Annotated in this window: 14 protein-coding genes; 7 read left to right on the plus strand and 7 right to left on the minus strand. The window is 35.8% G+C overall.

Annotated elements, in window-relative coordinates:
* Positions 1 to 398 precede the first annotated feature (398 nt).
* On the plus strand, positions 399 to 4,109 hold the full coding sequence (locus tag ACFSQJ_RS15410; RefSeq protein WP_377767855.1) for an nSTAND3 domain-containing NTPase: 3,711 nt from the start codon (positions 399 to 401) through the stop codon (positions 4,107 to 4,109).
* Between the two features lie 276 nt (positions 4,110 to 4,385).
* Here the strand turns inward: ACFSQJ_RS15410 and ACFSQJ_RS15415 are convergent, their stop codons facing one another.
* Positions 4,386 to 5,198, minus strand: coding sequence for a hypothetical protein (locus ACFSQJ_RS15415; protein ID WP_377767856.1), 813 nt, complete (start codon positions 5,196 to 5,198; stop codon positions 4,386 to 4,388).
* 1,035 nt (positions 5,199 to 6,233) lie between these two features.
* Between ACFSQJ_RS15415 and ACFSQJ_RS15420 the strand changes: the two genes are divergently transcribed.
* From ACFSQJ_RS15420 to ACFSQJ_RS15435, 4 genes are all read left to right on the plus strand, one after another.
* The gene (locus ACFSQJ_RS15420) at positions 6,234 to 6,560 is read left to right on the plus strand and encodes a helix-turn-helix transcriptional regulator (RefSeq protein ID WP_377767857.1); all 327 of its coding nucleotides are present in this window, start codon (positions 6,234 to 6,236) and stop codon (positions 6,558 to 6,560) included.
* A 149-nt stretch (positions 6,561 to 6,709) separates the two neighbouring features.
* Positions 6,710 to 7,006 (plus strand): mobilization protein MbpA, encoded by a 297-nt coding sequence (mbpA, locus tag ACFSQJ_RS15425; protein ID WP_377767858.1) that lies wholly within the window; start codon positions 6,710 to 6,712, stop codon positions 7,004 to 7,006.
* On the plus strand, positions 7,003 to 7,872 hold the full coding sequence (locus tag ACFSQJ_RS15430) for a relaxase/mobilization nuclease domain-containing protein (RefSeq protein ID WP_377767859.1): 870 nt from the start codon (positions 7,003 to 7,005) through the stop codon (positions 7,870 to 7,872). The genes mbpA and ACFSQJ_RS15430 overlap by 4 nt, the downstream gene beginning before the upstream one ends.
* Positions 7,873 to 7,891: 19 nt before the next feature.
* Entirely contained in the window at positions 7,892 to 8,359 is a 468-nt protein-coding gene (locus tag ACFSQJ_RS15435; protein WP_377767860.1) for a DUF6730 family protein, read from the plus strand.
* 126 nt (positions 8,360 to 8,485) lie between these two features.
* On the opposite strand, the gene ACFSQJ_RS15440 is transcribed toward ACFSQJ_RS15435, so the two are convergent.
* The 3 genes from ACFSQJ_RS15440 to ACFSQJ_RS15450 form a co-directional block, all read right to left on the minus strand.
* Positions 8,486 to 9,388: a nucleotidyl transferase AbiEii/AbiGii toxin family protein gene (locus tag ACFSQJ_RS15440; protein ID WP_377767861.1), complete on the minus strand. Its 903-nt coding sequence runs from the start codon at positions 9,386 to 9,388 to the stop codon at positions 8,486 to 8,488.
* Positions 9,375 to 10,148, minus strand: a complete 774-nt coding sequence (locus tag ACFSQJ_RS15445; RefSeq protein WP_377767862.1) for a type IV toxin-antitoxin system AbiEi family antitoxin — start codon at positions 10,146 to 10,148, stop codon at positions 9,375 to 9,377. The genes ACFSQJ_RS15440 and ACFSQJ_RS15445 overlap by 14 nt, the downstream gene beginning before the upstream one ends.
* A 555-nt stretch (positions 10,149 to 10,703) precedes the next feature.
* A complete protein-coding gene (locus tag ACFSQJ_RS15450) occupies positions 10,704 to 12,317 on the minus strand; it encodes a carboxypeptidase-like regulatory domain-containing protein (protein ID WP_377767863.1) in 1,614 nt (537 codons plus the stop codon).
* A gap of 543 nt (positions 12,318 to 12,860) precedes the next feature.
* Here ACFSQJ_RS15450 and ACFSQJ_RS15455 point away from each other — a divergent pair.
* Positions 12,861 to 14,120: a site-specific integrase gene (locus ACFSQJ_RS15455; protein ID WP_377767864.1), complete on the plus strand. Its 1,260-nt coding sequence runs from the start codon at positions 12,861 to 12,863 to the stop codon at positions 14,118 to 14,120.
* 292 nt (positions 14,121 to 14,412) lie between these two features.
* Positions 14,413 to 14,997 carry a BfmA/BtgA family mobilization protein gene (locus tag ACFSQJ_RS15460; protein WP_377767865.1) on the plus strand — a complete coding sequence of 195 codons (585 nt, stop codon included), beginning with the start codon at positions 14,413 to 14,415 and terminating at the stop codon, positions 14,995 to 14,997.
* Between the two features lie 55 nt (positions 14,998 to 15,052).
* Here ACFSQJ_RS15460 and ACFSQJ_RS15465 read toward each other — a convergent pair whose 3' ends face one another.
* The 3 genes from ACFSQJ_RS15465 to ACFSQJ_RS15475 form a co-directional block, all read right to left on the minus strand.
* Positions 15,053 to 17,806 (minus strand): hypothetical protein, encoded by a 2,754-nt coding sequence (locus tag ACFSQJ_RS15465; protein ID WP_377767866.1) that lies wholly within the window; start codon positions 17,804 to 17,806, stop codon positions 15,053 to 15,055.
* A 394-nt stretch (positions 17,807 to 18,200) separates the two neighbouring features.
* The gene (locus ACFSQJ_RS15470) at positions 18,201 to 18,833 is read right to left on the minus strand and encodes a DUF2306 domain-containing protein (RefSeq protein WP_377767867.1); all 633 of its coding nucleotides are present in this window, start codon (positions 18,831 to 18,833) and stop codon (positions 18,201 to 18,203) included.
* Positions 18,834 to 19,047: 214 nt separating this feature from the next.
* A complete protein-coding gene (locus tag ACFSQJ_RS15475; protein WP_377767868.1) occupies positions 19,048 to 20,748 on the minus strand; it encodes an alpha-glucosidase in 1,701 nt (566 codons plus the stop codon).
* Positions 20,749 to 20,761 lie beyond the last annotated feature (13 nt).

The raw sequence follows: 20,761 nt of genomic DNA on the forward strand, positions 1-20,761 counted from the left end.
TTTACCTACTAGATACGATTGATTCAATAAAACAGTATCATATTTTCTTACAAATTGACTCTTTAAAACGAACATTTATCGATTTATTCTTTGTTTAGGTTAAAGCGAAAGCTTACCAGGAATCTCCAAAAAATTTCTTCTAAAAGCTTCCCTTAAAAAGGTAATGGCACACTTTATACACGACCCGAGGTAGGAGGGGAGTGGAATGTGTGTGGAATGAGTTGAATTTAACTCATTTAAAACTACGTATTTTCGCAACTAAAAACTTACCGAAATTTCCTATATTAAGGCTCTGTCCTTTGAGAATAAAAATCACCTAGCAATAATATTGATTTTGTGTAGCAGTACAATTATTGTACGTTAACCTAATTAGTTATTAGCTAACAAATTATTTTTATATGATTACTAAAATCGAAGCTGCTCTTAAAGAATGCAACGGTGATGTATTTGCCAATTTAAGTAGACAATATCTTGTTTATCGTTATTCTCACGTATTCCCGACAGGTTTTGTCTTAGGTAAGGAAAAGTCCAAAATTGGCACTCCAGATAATTTCATTCCGATAGATGACTACTTTATTTACAATGAGATTACTACAAAAGCGGATAATGTTATATCAAAATTAAAAGCAGACATTAAGCATTGTTTTGAACAGACTGATGTTCCTAAAAACAAGATTATAAAGATTATTTTGATTTGCAATTCAGTCATAGATTCATCCAATTACAATGTCTTAAAAGAACATCTTTCTACTTATTCGAAGGAAGCTAAACTTGAGGTATTGAGCTTAAAAAATTTTGCGAATCAAATATTCAAAAACTACCCTTCACTAGCTCGAAAGCTTGGATTACCAATTGATTCATGGCAAATCCTTGAAATGCCTGAGTTTATAGAAGAATATCAAAAATCAAAGTTTGCTACTACTCTCTCAAACAAGTTTTATAACAGAGAAATGGAGCTTTCCGAGGGGCTAGAAAGCCTCAATACAGAAGACTTCATACTTTTGACGGGTGCGGCAGGTACTGGAAAGACTAAGTTTGCGATAGAATTAGTACGCAGCTTTTTAACCCAGCATGAACATTACAACCCAAAGGTTATTCGTGCAAATGGTGTATTGAATCTTTGGGACGATCTGCAAACTTTCCTACTACCGGATGTTGATTATATCATATTAGTTGATGATGCCAATAGATTAAAATCAAACCTCGATTACCTAATCAACTTTAAAAACAAAAGGACTGGTGCGGGGCAGTTAAAAATAATTCTTACCATAAGGAACTACGTTCTTCATGAAATTGAGCATTTGCTTGACAAGCCAAAAACACTTTATTTCAAGGCTTTCCAAAGGGAAGAACTTAAAAAAATTCTTCAATCCAAGGATTTCAACATCAATGATCATTGGGCTGACAAAATTTGGGAGATTTCCAAAGGCAATCCAAGACTTGCAATAATGGCTGCCGAAGCGGGTAAAAATGGAGAACTGGAAAAGCTTAACAATCCTGCACAGATATTGCATGAGTATTTTTCTTCTGTTAGGGAAACTGTGGACAAATTTGAAGATGGAGAATTATTAAAGGTAATGGGTGTTTTAGCCCTCTTTAGAACTATAGATTTTTCTAATGTTGACCAAATAAAAGAGATTGAACATTACTTTGGAATAGATGGAGAAAAACTTCAAATTCATTTAAAAACTTTATTCAAAATTGAAATAGCCGATGAATTATTTAATGCATATAAAATAGCAGACCAAATTCTTGGTGAATACCTGATTTTTCTAATTTTCTTAAAAGAAAAAACAATCCCATTCACAAAGTTACTGGAGATTTATTTTCACAAAGACGCTGGATTTGGTCTCGGGTGGATTATGATTCAACAAATAAACAATTTCAACTTTCAAGAAGTTTTCAGTCTAGTTCAAAATGACATTAAGGAGGCTTGGAAAAATAGAGGAAGTAATAGAATTGCCTTGCCCTTTATCAAAGACTTCTACTACTTTATACCTATTGAGACACTTTCTTTCATTTCAGAAGTTATTGAAAAAGACCCGAAAATAGATTATTCAGGTTTTTCCCTCGAAATATGGAATAAAAATCACCTTAATTCCTATGGCGACAATCAGATTGACTTATTACTAAAATTTCAAAATTTAAAAAAAGAACACTTCAGACTCTCGTTGAATGTCTTATTTGAGTATTGCATAAGAACTGAACAACGATTTCAAAAATTCTTAAAGGCATGTGTACAAGGCCTTGTCATGTCTAAAAACTCGTTTTATAATGATTATTCAACACAGACTGAACTTTTTAGTTTTTTATTCAAAAAGCTAAAAGACAATGAGGTTTTCATCTCTAAAATCATTCTTTTTATTGCTCCTTCTTTTCTAAAAGATACTTTTAGGGCGACAACAAATTATGGAAAAGAAATAAGCATTGGAACTTATGCTGTTGTCCTTTCCGATGAACAAATAAAACTTAGAAATAATCTCTGGGAATTTATTTTTAGCAAGTATTCGAACGATTCATTAAAATCCAATGTACAAACGTGTATCCTAGAATACACACAAAACTTCAGTTATCATGAAAGAAACGAAGATATAATTCTTCATGATAGAGATTTGATACTAACCTTTTTTGATAATGAGTTAGACAAGGATGGTTTTGTGGATAACGTTCTAATCGAAAAATATATCGGTAAACTTCAATGGTTAGGGCTTAAAGTTGATAATGGACTTTTGAAAACGCTTAACAACTCAGCGTTTGTTCTCTATAATACCATCGCGGATGGGTCTTTTTCAAGAAAAGAGATTTATTTGGAATACGATAAATACGAAAAGTACCTCAACAACAAGTTTAAAGCTCTTTTGAGAGGGTGGGAATTAGAAAATTTGACAGGAATCTTTAATGATTATAGCATCATTTTTGACAATAGAGACTTTGTATCTAATGATTTTTATAAGGTAACAGAATCAGTCTCTAAATTACTGGTTTTTATGGGTAATAGGGATTTTGACCAGTTCCTAATATTGTATCAAAAGTTTGTCCGAAGTAAATATGACTCAAATATACCAAGGAAGTTCTTCACTAAGTTAAGGATGGGGTTTGAGAAGGTGGAAAAGTTTCGTGCTATTCTTAATAGCAGAGAGTTTATCTATGACTTACCAACTCTTCATGTCAATATTTCCAATACCAATCTAAGGCGAAAGGATTTCGACCATTTCTTAACGTATTTGGGGAGCAATCGGATTAAGAACTTTTGGTTTATCACCAAACTACTCCAGCGATTCGAAACATATTTCACTGAAGTTGACGATGTAATAGTCAATGTACTTAATACTATATCCAAAAGAGCTGAAAAATCCACGGTATACATACCCAAAGAGTTCTTTGAATATATATACTCAAATTATCCAGAAACATATAGAAGTGAATTTGAAACAATCTGCGATTTATATCTTAAAATAGATAGCTATGAGAGACACTTTGATTATTCTTTAGAGGTACTAAAATCAATATTGGAAATCGAACCCGATTTCATTGTAAAGCTAATGGATTCACATTTTGACAAGTTGCATTATTTGTCACACTCTGCACTACTTGAGAATGATTTTAGGAAACTTTGGGCAATGGAAAAACATTCTGAAGTTTTCACGCTGATACTCAATTACACCAACAAATTTCATCGAACTTCCGATAGTCCCGATGCAATAGCAAAGATTTTTCAACCTGATGATGTGCTGCAGTTAGCCTTCTTAAAAGATTACTTAAATAAAAATGCTGATGAAAGTTCAATCTTTACTGTCTTCAATATTGTCGTATCCATTTTCAGAAATAATCGTTTTGAGTTTTTGGACTTAATATTGGATAAGGGAATTGATGTTGAAACATTCAGGAAATTGGACTTTGTTGTGTCGAGCATAACTTATTCAGGAAGTATAATTCCTAGGTACCAAGGTAGAATTGAGGAATTAAAGGGCTATGGTGACCATCTAAAAGCAAAAGGAGATATGAAATTACTACCCTACATTCAAATAATAGATGATCACGTAAACTACTATGAACGAAGTATAGAGATTGCACGAAAAAGAGAATTTCTATCCGATTGGGGAATTTAAAATAACTATCACTTTGAAAAATTTTAGGAACGCTGCTTTATGATAAGCAAGGGCAGTGGCTTGAAGAAAAAGCGGGCGAGTAGGGGAGTGAATTTTTGGCTTCACACAGAGAGCCATTGCCCTGGGCTTTGTGTTTGGGCGTGAAACGCCCAGATAGCGAAGCTATGGAGACATAAAGGGCGCGCAGAAGCATATTTTCTTCTTGAATTTTTGTTTCTTTTGTTTCAAGACAAAAGAAAAGATTGAACTAATAGGTTTTCATTGTATTATTAATATTTACGAAGCATTTTGGCCGTCATCGGGATAACCAATGTGGTTTATATCCGCAATACACGGCATCAAATTTTCAATAATCTTTTTCAACTTAATTGAGATATCCAAGTATATGTCCCTGCTTTTTGTGCCTCTCTGTTCGAAGACTTCGCCATTTCTAAACCTAAATTCAGCGCCTTGAAATTCATATAAATACTCATTACCGTAATAGACTCCATTTGTATGTATTAGACAGTTTCGCATTTTATTGGTGAAGTTTAAAAATTCCCTATCAGAAGAAACGTCACCAACATACAATTCAGGATTTCTTTTAACGATGAAATTGAATTTTCTTAGTAACGGGATAAAGGAGGTTTTTATTAGGGTTTTGGTGATTACTGATTGCTTGTCTTCAGGTAGTGTTTCAATTGATCTGAAAATCTTCCTATTCATGCTTTTGATTATTTCAATTGTGTTTTCCTCGGTGGCCAAATAATCAAAAACCAAAGAAATTGTAGTTTCAAAAGATGTCCAAACCGTATAGGTTATTTGCCTGTTTAGATTTCCATAATAGCCATCTGAAAGTTTCCCAATATGTTGAATCTCATAAAGCCTATGCGCATGTTCACGAAAATGATAAATTTCTTCATCAAACTTGACATTTCCAGTTCCGATATACTCACATATTTGATATGCAGTTCTACCTATATAGTAGTCATATATTCCTGAATACACGAGGCCAAAAAAACTTTTTCTTACGTCATCGGAATGCAATTCCATTTGAAGAATCTCCTGTTTAAAAGATTCTGTAAATTCTAACAGAGAATCTAAGGTCATTTTGAGGTATTATATTGTTAAAGAGTATGCTAGCAAGTGCTAAGAAATTTATGCTTTGCTAAATTTTTAGCTTTTGCGACAAGTTAACGAAAAGCTTATGAAATTTTTCTTCTCCAAATTTTCAAGTGAACCAAAAGTTTCAATAAATGAGAAAAGCTGAGCTTTTAATGGCGCTGGCCAAGCGGCTGAGAATTGCGTACAAGAATAAATGCAAGGGCATTTACTTTTTATTAAAGCAATATGCTGTTGGCCGATCGGCTATTTTACATAACGGCAAATTATGAGTACAGACGCGAGGTTTGTCGCTGGGGTTTCTAAGAATTTGAAATTTTCTAAAATTTTTTTTCTGAGTTGAAATATTGAAGCCACGTGAATTAAACAGGCTGATGACCCTGTTAGTAATTCTAATAAAAGCTACAAATGCGAGGGATATTTTACATAATAGAATTATGACTTACGTTTTTCATGTAACCTTTATGGTATTTTGGCAGCCGCATCATCTTTCTTGATTATTACTTCAGCCACTGGCTAAACCAATAATACAAAATGTATCATAATTTTGTTATGTAAAACTAGACAGGGGCTAATCCAAGTGTTAGTCCCAAGCCCCTGCGGAAGTCGGCAAACCCTTCCACTGCGATTCTCCCCGTGCGGACACGCTTCGCCGATCCGCTCGGGAAGTCTTTCCGTTCCAGTTTTTCCCGACCCCCTCGGTGCCGCGCAAAGCACAAGCGGCGAAAGGGCCGCTTAAGCTTTTCTCCCCCAGCCACATATTGGCGTGTTGCACTATTCTTAGCATTTTATGGAATCCGTTCAACTTTTTGAAAATTTACAATGGTAACCGCGTTAAAATTTCTTTCGCTTCCCTTTGGTCATATCTGACTATCTAATTTGACCCTAAACTAAAATATCGGCATTTCAAATTTCATATTGGACCCAAAAAGATTTCAACTTTTAAAGGGTTTTCAGTATTCAATTTGTTCGGAGAATTCAGAGAGCAAACTTAGGCAATACAACTACTAAAAAAATAAAATCATGGAAGAAGAAAAAAATCTCGTTGAACTGTTAAAGGACATCAAAGGTCTACTGGCCCACACCAAAAAAGTAATGAACGTGGACGACCTTGTGAAGTACACGGGGCTGTCAAAAAGTAAGATTTACAAGCTGACCCAATTGAAGTTGATTCCGATGGGCAACAACAAACATATTCGGCAAAAATTTTTCGACAAGGAAACAATCGATGCTTGGCTATTGGGAGAACCAAATCTATCGGAAAAGCATTTGGAAGAGGAGTTCGACAAACAACTTTTTGGGAATAAAAAGTATCGATTCAATCAGGAGGATACCAATATAAAAAGCTGATGATAATTAAACTTTGTTCGTTGATAGGGAAAATAGAGTGCAACGGATGCTGGTATGTTCTAATGCTATTGCGTAAGCAATTCAAGATGTGTCATTGTCATGACAATCTTGCTTTTGCTCCCGAAGGTCGCAAAAGAAAAAGGTAAAAAATGAAAAGGGAGTTCATACAATTTCGGTGTAGTATCTATGAAAAAAAGATGCTGAAACTAAAGGCCAAAAAGGCAGGGCTTTCGCTATCCGAATATTGTAGGAGCTCCGCTTTTGAAAATAGTATTATCGAAAGACTTACAGAAGAGCAGTTAGCGCATTATAGAATGCTAGTGAAATACAAGAACAACTTTACAAGAATTAGCAACATGTTCAAAAAACGTAATCCACGTTTGGCCAAGGAAGTAGAACAACTTGCTTCTGAAATACGGATGCATCTTTACAACTTCAAGAAATGATAGGCAAGGGAAAATCCATATCGCATACAGGAGCCTCCATGGCGTATGGGTGGAACCAAGAGAAGAATGCTGAAATCGTGTACAGCCAACATTTGGCGGGTGATGACCCGAAAGAGGTTACGGAAGAGTTTAAAATAATCCAGGAACAGAACGAACGAACCAAAAACAATACTTTGAGTTTTGTACTAAGTCCGACAGTAGAAGATGGGAGGATGCTATCCAAAAAACAGCTCAAAGAATTGACCGGAAAATTCATTACCGAAATGAAACTAAAAGAACGGCAAGCAATTGCCTTTGTGCACAAGGACAAACAACATACCCATATTCACTTATATGTCAACAGAATCGGTTTTGACGGAAGGGCCTATAAGGACAACTTTATCGGCAAAAGAAGCCAGCACGCTGCTGAAAGAGTGGCCATGGACATGGGACTCACTACGGTACGGGAAGTACAGTTGGAAAAACTGAACGAACAGAAAAGGGTACGTGCCGTAATCAGACAGACCCACGAAAAAGTAATGGCCGAAATGAAGCCTAGGGATTTCGATAGCTATATCGGATACATGAAAAAGAATAGAGTCAAGGTCATACCAAGTATCAATAAACAGAAAAAGTTACAGGGATTTCGGTTCGAGTACAAAGGACATAATCTGAAGGGAAGCGAGGTGCACCGTTCGATGTCCGGAGGAAAGCTGGCCATTCAAATAGCGAACAATTCCGAAAGGGGAATACAACTTCAAAAAGCCAACAGTATCCAATTATCGGGAAAAGCGATCGACCTTGGGGCCAATCTTGCCGCAAGTATTGCAAAAAGGGCACTAAAAATGGTCATTAAAAGAGCCTTGGACCAAGGAATAGGAATGTAAAATGTAAAAAACGGACACGATGAAAAAGATGGAAGCAATGATGGAACTATTGACCGATGAGATTGAAGGTTTCAATAAATCGATACGTAAGCTGGAAGGCCTATCGGAGAATTTCAAGAACCTCAAAGTAAAGGCCGACACTTCAAATATTAAATATTACGTAAATGAGTTTTTGAGAAAACAGGAGCAAGTCATTGAAATCAATAAAGAACAAGTAACCGAAATAAAGCAAGGAATAAAATCGGCAAGAGTAACCCCGAATTGGCTGGCAACTTTGTTTTGTATAGCAGTATCGATACAAATCCTTTCCTTGAGCTATTTCGCCCATCACTTTATCCAATTTGAAATAAGAAAAGAGGAAGCTTTTTTACACGGAAGAAAAGAGGTTGTTTCCGAGCTACGGGGGTACTTCGATAATCACCCGATTATCTATAAGGATTTCCAAAAATGGGTCAGAAAGCGAGATAGCGTTTCAAATCAAAAGTAGGGGTGCGCCCTATGGAATTTCTTCTTTTCGCTTATCTACCGGAACGCGGAAGAAATTCCACAGGATCCAAGCGCAAAGTTTTGAGGTAAGAATTTGGGACAGGAGGCTCCCAAAAGCCATTAATGATTAGGTATTATTTTGAAAAGTGCTTTTTAATTTTTCGATTTGCTCGCTATGTTTGTCTGCGTTAAATTCCTTTAATTTTAATATGTTTTGCAACTTCCATTGTGCGGATGGAAAGGCTTCAAAATCATATAAACTCCAATCAGGAGTGCCATTTTCAAAACTTAAGAGAAATTCTTTATTCGAGTCGGTCAGGTTTTCATGGATGGTTTGGATAAGTAGATTTCGTGTAGTTTCAAAATCGTCATAAGTAAAAGGTTTATCGCTCATTCCCTCAAATTGATTGATCATCGCTGTACGTTGGTCAAGCAAATGGGGATTTAGCATTTCATTGATAGGACGTTTACTGCTCAGCAGACCAAAGACAACCCCTTTTTTTATTACGTCGGTAAATCCTTCATTCTCCAAAAGGTATTTCACATCGAATAAATCCCTTGGATGCTGGCGGTCTAAAGCTGCGCAAATCTTTCCACCATATAATTGTCCCACAGGTACGACCTGTATTTCACAGAATGCATCAAAGGCCTCTTGTGCGGTTTCGCACAGTTGCATCTTGGTTGTTTCGTCAATAATGCCACGAATACCTTGATTAACTTCCAGTTTTATTTGAGCCTGTCCATTTGAAATTTGCAGCTTGAGTTCGTTTGGTTTGGGTATTACTTTAGTATTAGGTACAATGGCTTCAATACTACTCTTTATTCGTGCTAGTGCCTTATTTATGTTTTGGAATGCTATTGCCCTATCCTCTAGCGGAATATAGGTTAAGTCAATATCCACAGAGAGTCTAGGCATTTCACGCACGAACAAGTTAATGGCAGTACCGCCATGAAGCGCAAAACATTCTTCCTTAGCTACCTCTGGTAGCACATTCAATAAGAGGGCTACCTGAGATTTATAGTTCGCCATTTTCAAATTCTTTCGGTAGGGTTAGTTTGTATTTTGAATTATAAACACCATTCTTTACGATACTGCGTTTGCCTTTTCCTAAATCTATTTTAGTAACATCAAGATGTTGGAACCAAGAGTGATTTGCTTTTTCGGCCAAGTAAAGGAACAGGCGTTTGACTTTTATGGAGGAACAGGCTTCCAAAAGTTGTTGCACCTGATTGGGTCTTAGATTGTTCAACCCTTCCATGAGATGATAGCATTCCGATAGTTCCTGATGTTTTGGAGCTAAGTATAGACATTCCATCAATGCGCGGGATGCATTGGAAACTTTTATAGAGAATGTTTTTAATTCAACATCGACAAGCCCCATATCAGCAGGTAAAAAAGAAGAGCGATGATAATCTAATGTAACTCCCCAATCATGCTTTAAACACCATGTGGGCAACTTTTCTTTTGTTCCGCCAAACAGGATAACTTTTTTTGGTGAAAGTTCCAGATAATGCGACTTTCCCAATAAAGAGAGAGCCGTTTTGCCCGCTGGATGTATATATAGTCCTGCTTGTTGTTGGAGGGCAAATATTGCTCCTTCATAACTAACGTCATCCCCGGAACGTATCATAGCCCCCGTGCCTATTGAGGTAAACCAGTCACTATTACGATATCTCTTCTGCAAATCAAGGCTATACCCATGCTTTACCAACCAAGAAGTTAGATAAACAATACCTGATGGATAAGTACTTAATAATTGGTTTATTTTTGTTTGTTTAACGGTACTCATAGTACCAATATATTACTTATTTTAAACTTTTCAAAATATTTGGTTTAAAATAATTTTATTTTGGGTACTTATAGTACCTATAATTAGATTTTTATAAACCTTACGCAAGCCATAAGGCCTAACTACCGTAGGAAGTTTTTCAATTATGTCGATAAAAGCCTAAAATTTCGACATACTTAAAATATATGTCGATAGTGTGGACATCTCAACTAACTAGTCTGTTTCGGTCGTTTCAAAAAAGGTCAATTTTTTAAACTAGTAAAAAGGGCTATACTTGGTACACTAAAATCCCTATGTCAAACTTTTCCCAAAATGTTTCGTGAAACAGCCGATTAATTATATACGTTGAACCGCGTACAAAATTCAGAAAAATTGTCATAGGAGCTCAGAAAATAATTCATTTATTGGTTTAGACAATGATTTAGGGATAATTCTAGCTTTCTAGTTATTAGCTTAAACTATCCCAGTTCTAACCTTTATCTAACTCCGCACTCATACTATAGAATCCTAAAAAACCATGTAAAGTAACAATAAATGCCGTTAACATTGGTCTTTTCAATTATCGATAACTTTTAAAGGCGTATTCATCCAATAGTTTTCCAATTCATCTTTTTCCTGTACGGGCTGCCCCTCGAAAACCGGGCTGTTCATTTTCATTAAAAAGGATGAATCCAGCTTTTCAAAACCTTGGAGGACTTCTTGAGTGAAAAATTCCCTGAATTGCTGGTACTCCTTGTAATCATATATTTTATCCACTAAATTCCCATGGATATCTGTTATATTCATAACGTAGCAACGTAGTTTTGCACCTGCTTCTTTATTGGTTTTGTAATTTGCAAAATAGTTGAAGAAATCACGTTCTTTCATCCCATCTTTGAATTCGAGGTATAGCAAAACAGTACGAGGATTTGCTACATCCAAAGAAACCTCTTTTATGGTCAACGGCTCACCAAAGAACTTTAGTTCATAATTGGAAATGATATTCGTTTTTTGTTCATCCACAGGATTGTTGAATGTCAACGACAACCTTCGAGTGGCCACGTTGACAAGTAGCTCTTCTATAAAAAAACGAGGAGGTTCCGGCAAAATAAAGCTATTGTTGAATGTAATATAGTTTAAAAACATTTTGTCCTTGAAAGGGCGATATTCACTTAGAACCTCAAAAATTAAATCTTTTTCTTCCCCATTGATACTTTCAACCGATTTACTGTCAGTGTCTTTAAAATATAAGGAGTAGTTCAGTTTATAAATGGAGAAGTTATCTTTATCAATCAAAAGTTGACCAAACGCCTCATATCCATTTTTTGATTTGGTAACAGTGATGTTATAAAAAGGAAGGTCATCAAGAAAAATATCCTTCGCACGCTCAAAACTATGGCCGTTCAAGAATTGACTTTTTAACCTATAGATAAAGGCATACGAGGAAACCTCATAATTCCTTATAGCATCATGTACTCTAAGTATCCGTAACTCATTCCCACCATGTGAGTCTAGAATCGCATTGTTTATGACCTTATTTCTATTTTCATAATCATAAGGTTTATTCGATATGGAGTCCCTAGGAAAATTTTTGTTAGCCAAGATGCTATGTAAGGCAAATTGTGTTGATTGACTATCCTTACTTTCAAACCCTTGATCATATACGCTAAGTATGGCTTCGTTAAGGTTGAGATAGTCATCCTCATGCCATTGGTAATCCCTATAGTACCCTGTTAAACTAAAAGGTTGGTTTGGAAAGTTGTCAGGTATGGCACGAATCGCTTTTCTGACGATGGCCTTTGCACTAAGTTTTCTTTTTCTAGCTTGCGCATATACAATTGTTTCTTCTAATCCATAGACATGCGGATTTAAAAAGATGACATTGGATTTCTTGGCCATCATTTGTTGTATTGAAACTACTTTGGTCTCATATCCCATGGATGTAACGACCAAAGTATCGTTTAATTCTGAAAACTTCTCTGGAACTCTAAAACTTCCGTTTCTATTGGTTACAACTCCTTTTGCCCATCCTTTGACTTTTATGGTAGCAAATGGGATAGGCTCTTTTTCTTTGGCATCATAGATATAACCCTCAACGTAACGCTGGCGGCTTTCTATCTGTGCTGATGCTCCTGTAGAAAATATAATAAAGAGAACAGAAAACGCTACTTTTAAACGGGGATTCTCCATGACTACAATATTATTTACAGTAAATTACACAAAGGTTGTATAAGAACCTAGCAACACCAATTTATTTTTGGTTACGAAGAAAAGTTCAGATTTTTAGGATTAATTTTTGAATTGAAATAGATTAGCCAAGCAAAACTATTTAGAAGAGAAATGCCACTTAGAGATGGGTTTTCTTCGTATTTTTGCACCAGTAAAAAAGCATAAAACTTACGTTCTTTAGTTCCTTCTTGTATGTTGGTGTCCTAAAAGGGATTTATTCAGGATTTCAACGTTTAACTAATTGAAAATAAAGTATTTGACTAAGCTAAATGCGGCCTGTCATCCCGACGAACTGCCATTCTGGCAATATCAAAACCCTGCTAATCGTATGATTATCAGGGTTTTTCATTTTTTCTGCAATCATATGATATCGTTTAAAACCACCCTTCTGGTGTGCAATTCGGTGTGCAAAGCGGTACGTAATTTGTGCTAATTTTAAATAGCATTCAGTTCATTTTAGATGTAGTCTTTAAACAATAATGTTTAACCCAAAAGACTTATAATATGCGTACAGACAGCACATTAGGGGTGATATTCTTCACCCGAAAAAAGAGAAGTAATCCAAGTAGATTGGACATTTATGCCCGTATCACGGTCAATAAAGAACGCGCAGAATTCAGTATAAAGCGAGACATTTCGGTGTGTAATTGGGATATTTTCAGGTGTCGGGCGAAAGAAACGAGTGAAAATCTTATTTTATTGAACACCTATTTGGACGATGTACATTCCGAAGTCCTCAATGCCCACAAGCAATTGCACTCGGAAAGGAAACTAATTACTGCTAAGGCAATCAAGCTAAGGTACTTCGGGGAGGACGAAGAGCGAATGTCCTTGATGAAAGCCGTGGAATACCATAACAAGAATATCAACCACGCCCTCAAGCCCGGAACACTTAAAAACTACTTTTCAACTGAGAAATACCTTCAAGAGTTTCTAAGGGAGAAATTTAAGACTGACGACATCTACCTAATCCAATTGGACTATAGGTTCATTGTCAACTTTGAAAACTATATCAGGACCTACAAACCCAAAAAAGCGAGAAGAACTTGTACCAATAATGGTGTGATGAAACATATGGAACGGTTGATGAAAATAGTCAACCTAAGCCTAAGAATGGAATGGTTGGAAAAAGACCCATTTCGAAACTACAGGCTTCGATTTGTGAAAAGCGAGCGTAGCTACCTCACCGAAAGAGAGCTCAAATTGATTGAGGATACCTCTTTCATGCCCATAGGTTTTAAAAGGGTCAAGGATATATTCCTGTTCAGCTGTTATACCGGACTTTCCTATGTCGATATCAAAGAACTAAAACCCAACCAAATACTGATTGGAATCGATGGTAACCAATGGATACATACGAAAAGGGCTAAGACCGACGAACCGGTCAAGATTCCGTTGCTGCCCATGGCCAAAGCAATACTGGAAAAGTATCAAGAAGAAAGTATAATGACAGATGAACTGTTGCCGGTCTATAGCAATCAAAAGACCAATCAAATACTAAAGGAGATAGCCAATACCTGTGGTATCCATAAGAACATCACTTTCCATACCGCAAGACATACGTTTGCAACGACGGTCACCTTATCCAATGGAGTTCCCATAGAGACAGTTTCGAAGTTATTGGGACATACCAAACTATCCACAACGCAAATCTATGCAAGGGTATTGCAAAAGAAAGTAGGGGAGGACATGAATGATTTGATGGAGAAGTTAAAAAGAAAACAAGAAGTTGAAACAAGCGCAGCCCCCAAATCCTTACCCTAACTTTTGTGCTAGGTTCCTGTTGGGTTTTTGTAGCATCCTGACAGGTAAGCGTGAAGCAAAAATCCGATAGGGCACAACTACTTTTTTGAATGAAAAACGCAGCTTAAAGTTTATAAATTTTAGCAGCGCAGCGAATAAGGTTTGTAAAGCAAGAGGGTAACACGCTAAAGCGATGTTACGAATTATAAACCATTGATTTTCAATAAGTTGAAATTAAAGTTAAAAATAATTTTGGCGCAAAAAACAGTAAAAGAGCTGTTAGGCCCTATAAAACCTCAAAAAAATTACTGTAATGGAAACTGAAAAGAAGAAAAAAAGTGATTTCTCGGCCATAAGCATCAATCGTATAGTAGCGCGAAGGTATCGGGAGTTTTCAAAGAAGATTTCCAAGTCACATACACTTACCTTGGAACTGATGATGGATTTCTTTGAAGGGGCAAAGATTTCACCAAAGAACAAGTATCTAATGAACCAGATGGGTTTTGAACATCGTTTGAGTAAACGATTGGATTATTTGGAAGAACTGCTTCGTAATTGGGAAAAGAACAGTTCCATCCCAAAAATCCATGATATGCTCAAAAAGGTATTTGACTTCGCAGAGCAAGAAGAGAGGAACAGTCGAAAGGATTTAGAGCTGCAACAAAAAATGTATGACCATTCCTTAAAAAGGGATAAGGTGACCCAATATGACAATTATATGCTCAAAGAGAAATGGAAGGCAGAACGGAAAAAAGTCCTTCAATTCTTTGAACAGATTAAAAAAGAGAAACCTCGATTTGGAAAACCATACTATAAACTAGAAATTAAGGAATCTGAGCTGGAAAGTTTAAAACAAGCATTGAAAGAAAAAAGAAAAAAGTTTAAATCACTTATTTAACAATAAATCATCCTTAATTTATTCTACGCATAAAGTAAGAATATCATTCATATAGTCAAGGAGTATCCACCTTATAAAACAATTCGGAATATCCTATTTTCCCATTAGAAGTAAATCCTTCAACAATAAGAATCACTTTCCCAGTAAGATCACTATTAAAAAAGGTTATTTTCGCAATACCGTCTTTTTCGGTAACAATATTGGGCTTCCAATAAAGAAGTGCACGTCTATCAGGAACGCTCCAATCTATTTTTGACGATTCATTATATTTAGGGGTATAATATTCTCGAACTGGTGTATATTGAGATGCTTTATGATTTATGAGATTGGTCCTATTAATTTTGGGAAAAGCACCATAAAGACCTTTTCCGGAATAGGTGTAAATGGCAAGTATGGCAGGAAACGGGGGAGGTGGGCATATTGGTGCACAATCAAAAACTTGACCGTGGTATTTGTTTGCGGTACCTGCGCTAGGAAAGATTTCTACACTTTTGACCGCCCGTACCGGAATATTGCCAATAAGATGATAGTCCCGCTCATGGACGGGAATACCATCGATTACCACATAGGTCCAATCCGCGCCATGAACGTATGCAAGTTCAAATCCTACCGCACTGCCAAACCGCTTAACGCGTATTTCTTTCGGATAATTGAAAAGCAACCATCTGAGCAGGTTATTTGTCCATTTTTTTTGTTTTTTTATCAACTCCTGGTTGTCTATGACCACATCTGGCATTCCATGCAGTTCTACCATTTCAGCTCGCTCTGGCGTAAGTTTATAGTCACTGACCACCACTTCATTCAAAGCTATGGTACTTGGCAATAGATATGGATCTAGCCTAATATCTTCCTGTATCTTTTGAGCCATTTTCTTTTCGATAATACTATCTACAGGAACAATTACTTTTTCGGTATCATAAACTATTTCAGGGACTTCGTATTCTTTGATATTTATTTTTAGGTTGCCTTTTTTGTTGCTTGCATCCGAAGACTGCATCACAAACTTTCTGCCTACGCCATAACTATCTTCCAACATAAATGTAAAAAAGCCGGTGCTATCTGTCTCTAGGGTATAGGATTCATTGGTTTCTCCCATTAGGAGCATATTTAATTCATATTTTTTTTTAGTTAACGAACTTTCGCTTTGTTTGCTCAGAATATCAACAACAGTGCCTTCAATTTTCAAACCTTTTTCAGAATCAAAAAGCCTTGGTTTTTTCTTCTCTTGGTACTTATAGTTGGACCAACCTTGGGTTAGCATTAAATAATCTAGTTCTGACATGTTCTTGTCATTTTCAAAATAGTATGATGGATTTTCGACCGTTCCCTTTATATCTGATTGTAATAATAAATAAGAGACTATGTTTTTCCTACTCAAGTTGGTATCATAAAAATAACTGGAGTCAACTGCCATAACCGATATAGATGCCGGTATGGGTCGACCTTTTTGCTGTGTTGATATAGAGACTGGAACACTATCTCTAATCAAATAAGAATCCTTATCTGTTTTTACTATTATATCAAGGTTTTCCTCTTTTAGATTATTAAAGAAATGACGCTCTGCTATGGGTCTATAGTTTTTGTCGAAAACAGTAAGTCCTATAACACCATGAGGTAAAACCTTGTGCTGGATTTTATACGAAAACACCCCTTTTCTGAATCTTGCTTTTAAAAAGAAAAGGTTTTTTCCCCTATGGAACAGCTTGATAAAAACACTGTCGCTATTCTTTTCTTTATTCCATATTCTTAGTTCCTTATTTGTTACTTTTGGGATTAATCTAATTACAGTCCCACTCATTTTTACTTTGGGTAATTCATACTTAAAGGTATTCCCACTTTTAGTGGTCAAAACACCATAATAAGTATGTTCTTCTCGTGGTGTTATATATACTTTACCCATTCCTAGAATATTGCTCTTAAATTCAGTAATTTTATTATTATTCTCATCTTCTATCCTGCCCTCGATTTCAACGCCCTTTCCTCTATAGTCCAAATACTTGAACCCAACTACACTTTGTAAATCGTCTACTAAAGCCCCTCCTTCAGGGAAAAACTGCAATGAGCCGTATTCCTTGTCGAGGACAATAGACTTCGTAAATACCTCATTTTTGGTCCGCAACTCGTAGCCTACTATTGGTGCATCTATCGGAACACGATGTTGCACATTGATATTGGGCTTCTTCCTTTTTGGTTTAATAAATATGGAATCGTTACCACCATTCCAATGCATATATAACATAGCATCACCAATATGAAGACTATCCAACTCTTTAACGGCAATTGTTGACGATAATGAGAACGTATTGGAATTTAGGTCTTTTCTAACGAATATATCTCGAATAGGATTGAGTTTACTCTCAATTTTTTGAACCCGATAAAGGGCAATGGGTATGGAGCTTATAAAATCCGAGCCAAAATTTTTGTTCCATTCCGTGTACGCCCTGATTATGTAATTTCCTTCTTTGTAACTTGAATGCAATTGAAAAAATCCATTTGCAACACCTCCATTTATTTTCAAGAGGTTTTTGTCAACAATACGGTTGTCCAATGGGTCAATCAATTCTACATGAAGAACGGCACTTTTTATAGTGGGTCTGTGATTAAGTACATCAGTTACTACGGCCTTGAACCAAATGGTTTCCGATGTGTTAAAAGTTGTTCCGGAAAGTTGTAAGTATATTTTTTCAGCATCTGCAGCGTTTGCAAATACCATAGCTTCCTGTTCGATAGGATTTTGTGAATGACCATTTTGAGCTAACAAAAAGACATAAAAGACAACAATACCAGAAATAAATGAACTAAAAGTCATAATTGTAAGTTTAATTTAAAATGGATGCAAATCCAGCAGTATTAATTGCGGTTATAATGTCACATCAGATAATATTTCCCATTACAATTAGTTGCCGCATTAATGGTGATTTTTTCATTTTCTTCGAAGAGCGCACATGATTGATATTTGGGTAATCCGTCAAAATGCCCAATTTATGTTTTCCTTTTATATTCTAACTTCATCCAGTCTTTTCCCTATTAATAATTCGGCTGTTTTTTGCAATACAAATTAATTTTTTTTCTAAAACGTTGGGTGTTCAATAGATTATTTATCACAAGATGTAAGTAAAAACAATTGAGCATATAATGTTATTAAAATGCTTTTCATATTGTTCTTTTATCTCATCCGGTAAGTAATAAATGGTGTGGTGTGGTCAAACACTGGTTTTAAAACGCAGGTTCTTCATTTTAATAATGAAAAAGGCAACCAGTAAATTTGGAACCCAACTTAACCAGGACCCTATTAAATAAGCTTCGTCAAAACTACCTGTAACCTCAGTTAAAATTGGAAGCCATATCCTTAATGTGACCGCTGAAAAACAAACAGCATAACTGTAAATCATATAGTTTTCATGTAACTTAATTTTACGCTTCTTGATTGCTTTGTAGGCCGCAATAGTTGTAATTAACCATATAAGTGCGCTTAAGTTAAACGCTATAATGTTGGTGATTCCACCCGTAGCAAATTGTGCAATATATATTCCACAGACACCACTAATCAATACACATAGAACGTATACTTTGCCAACCAATCTATGAAGTGCAAGTCTTTTTCTCCTTAGTTTAGGGCTAAATTGTGTCCATCCAATCAATAAAGAAATTCCTCCAAAAATTATATGACCATAAAAAAAGTTATTCCATAATACATTCTCTAAAAGCTTTTTGCTTTTCAGGGCCAGCAGTCCAAAATTTACTTCTATTAAAAAGTATATTAGAGGATATAGTCCTATTAGAATACATGAAAGTACAAATATTGCCCAAATCGTTTTTGTCGCCAATTTTTTCATTACGTCGGTTTATTATAGATTATCATTTTTTAGGATTTGTCTCAATAATTTCTCAGCACCAAAAACCCCCATTTGATTCAAAATAGTATTGTGGGCCCAAATCGAATGATACATGAAAATTCTTCCCATACTTTCTCCGTTAGCTGACCGCAGGCAGCTAACGGAGAAATTCGAAATAATTAAGAATCCTATTAATAGACTTAGTATGCATTCTTTATTCATATTCAACTCTATTTGTAATTGGTTTACTTTTATAAATTCTCGCTTCCCACGGCTGTAATTCGATATAGTTCGTAGAAATTTTGTTTGGTGTAGTCGGTATGTTCGATAACAAAAGTTCATAATCCTGAAACTCGAATCTAACTTGATATTTGACCATAGAATCTGACATATTCAACATAATCAAATATGTGAACCTGATCCCTGCACGGGTATAAGCAAATACTTTTGTATGCCCAGGGTCTATATCAAAATAGTCGCCATAAATCAAGTCTGTCGAATTTCTACGAATCTCAATCAACTGACGATAAAAATGAAATACTGATTTTGGATTATTCAAATTACTTTCAACATTAATAATTTCGAAATTTGGATTAACCGACAACCAACTTTTTTCTCCTCCGCTGAAACCTGCATTTGGTTTTTTATTCCATTGCATTGGTGTTCTAGCATGGTCTCTTGAGGTTTTGTTAAGCTCTTGTAAAAACTCTTCTGGACTCGCTCCACTTTTTAGTACCTTATCAATATTCCCTTTTACTTCTATATCGTCAAACTGGTCTAAGGAAGTAAATGGATAATTCGTCATACCAATTTCTTCACCTTGGTATAAAAAAGGAGTTCCTTTTTGTGTAAGTAGTAACATTGCCAAGAGTTTTGCAGATGTTTCTCTATACTTTGGCGAATCATTACCATATTTACTTACACTTCTCGGGTTATCATGATTATTAAAAAACTGCGTAGGCCAATGGAAATTACCTACTTCAGATTGTATATTAAACATTGCTTTTAATTGTGGTAATGTCCATTCGTTTTGCCGCCAATTTTCCCTGCCTATCCTTCCTATATCGAACAAGAAAACCATATCAAGTTCATTCCGTCTTTCATCAGTCATAAGCTGTGTACATTCCTCAGTAACTCCAAAGGCTTCACCTACCGTCATGGTATCATATTTTGATAATACTTCACGATTCATTTCTTCCAAGAATTCATGTAAGCGAGGACCAGATGCATAAATAAATTCCGGATGGTTTAATGAATCTTCAGGGATATCTAAAAAATCCTGATGTTTTGATATAAAAGGAATCACATCCATTCTAAAACCATCTACTCCTTTATCCAGCCAAAACCTCATAATATCATATACCTCTTCTCTAACTTTTGGGTTTTCCCAATTCAAATCGGGTTGTTTTTTTCCGAAATAATGCAAATAATATTCCCCCGATGCTTCATCCCATTCCCAAGCGGAACCGCCAAAAAATGAAGGCCAGTTATTCGGAGGTCTTCCTTTCTCAACCCCTTCCTTCCATATGTAATAATCTCTGTAGGGATTATCATGAGATGATTTACTTTCCCGGAACCACCTATGCTCATCACTTGTGTGATTGACCACTAAATCTATAATTAACTTTATCCCATTTTTCTGAAGTCGTTTTAGCATAAGGTCAAATTCTTTCATGGTGCCAAACTCCTCCATGACATTATAGTAATCACGAATATCATAGCCATTATCATCATTTGGTGAATCGAAATGAGGACTTAACCATAAGACATCTATCCCTAAAAATGCCAAGTAATCGAGTTTTGAAATTATTCCTTGCAAGTCCCCAATACCATCCCCATTGGAGTCTTGGAACGAACGTGGGTATATCTGGTATACTACCGATTCTTTCCACCATGTTTTTGCAAACTCATTCATGTTTCTATAATCT

The organism is Croceitalea marina (assembly GCF_042684265.1).
GTDB classification, from domain to species: domain Bacteria; phylum Bacteroidota; class Bacteroidia; order Flavobacteriales; family Flavobacteriaceae; genus Croceitalea; species Croceitalea marina.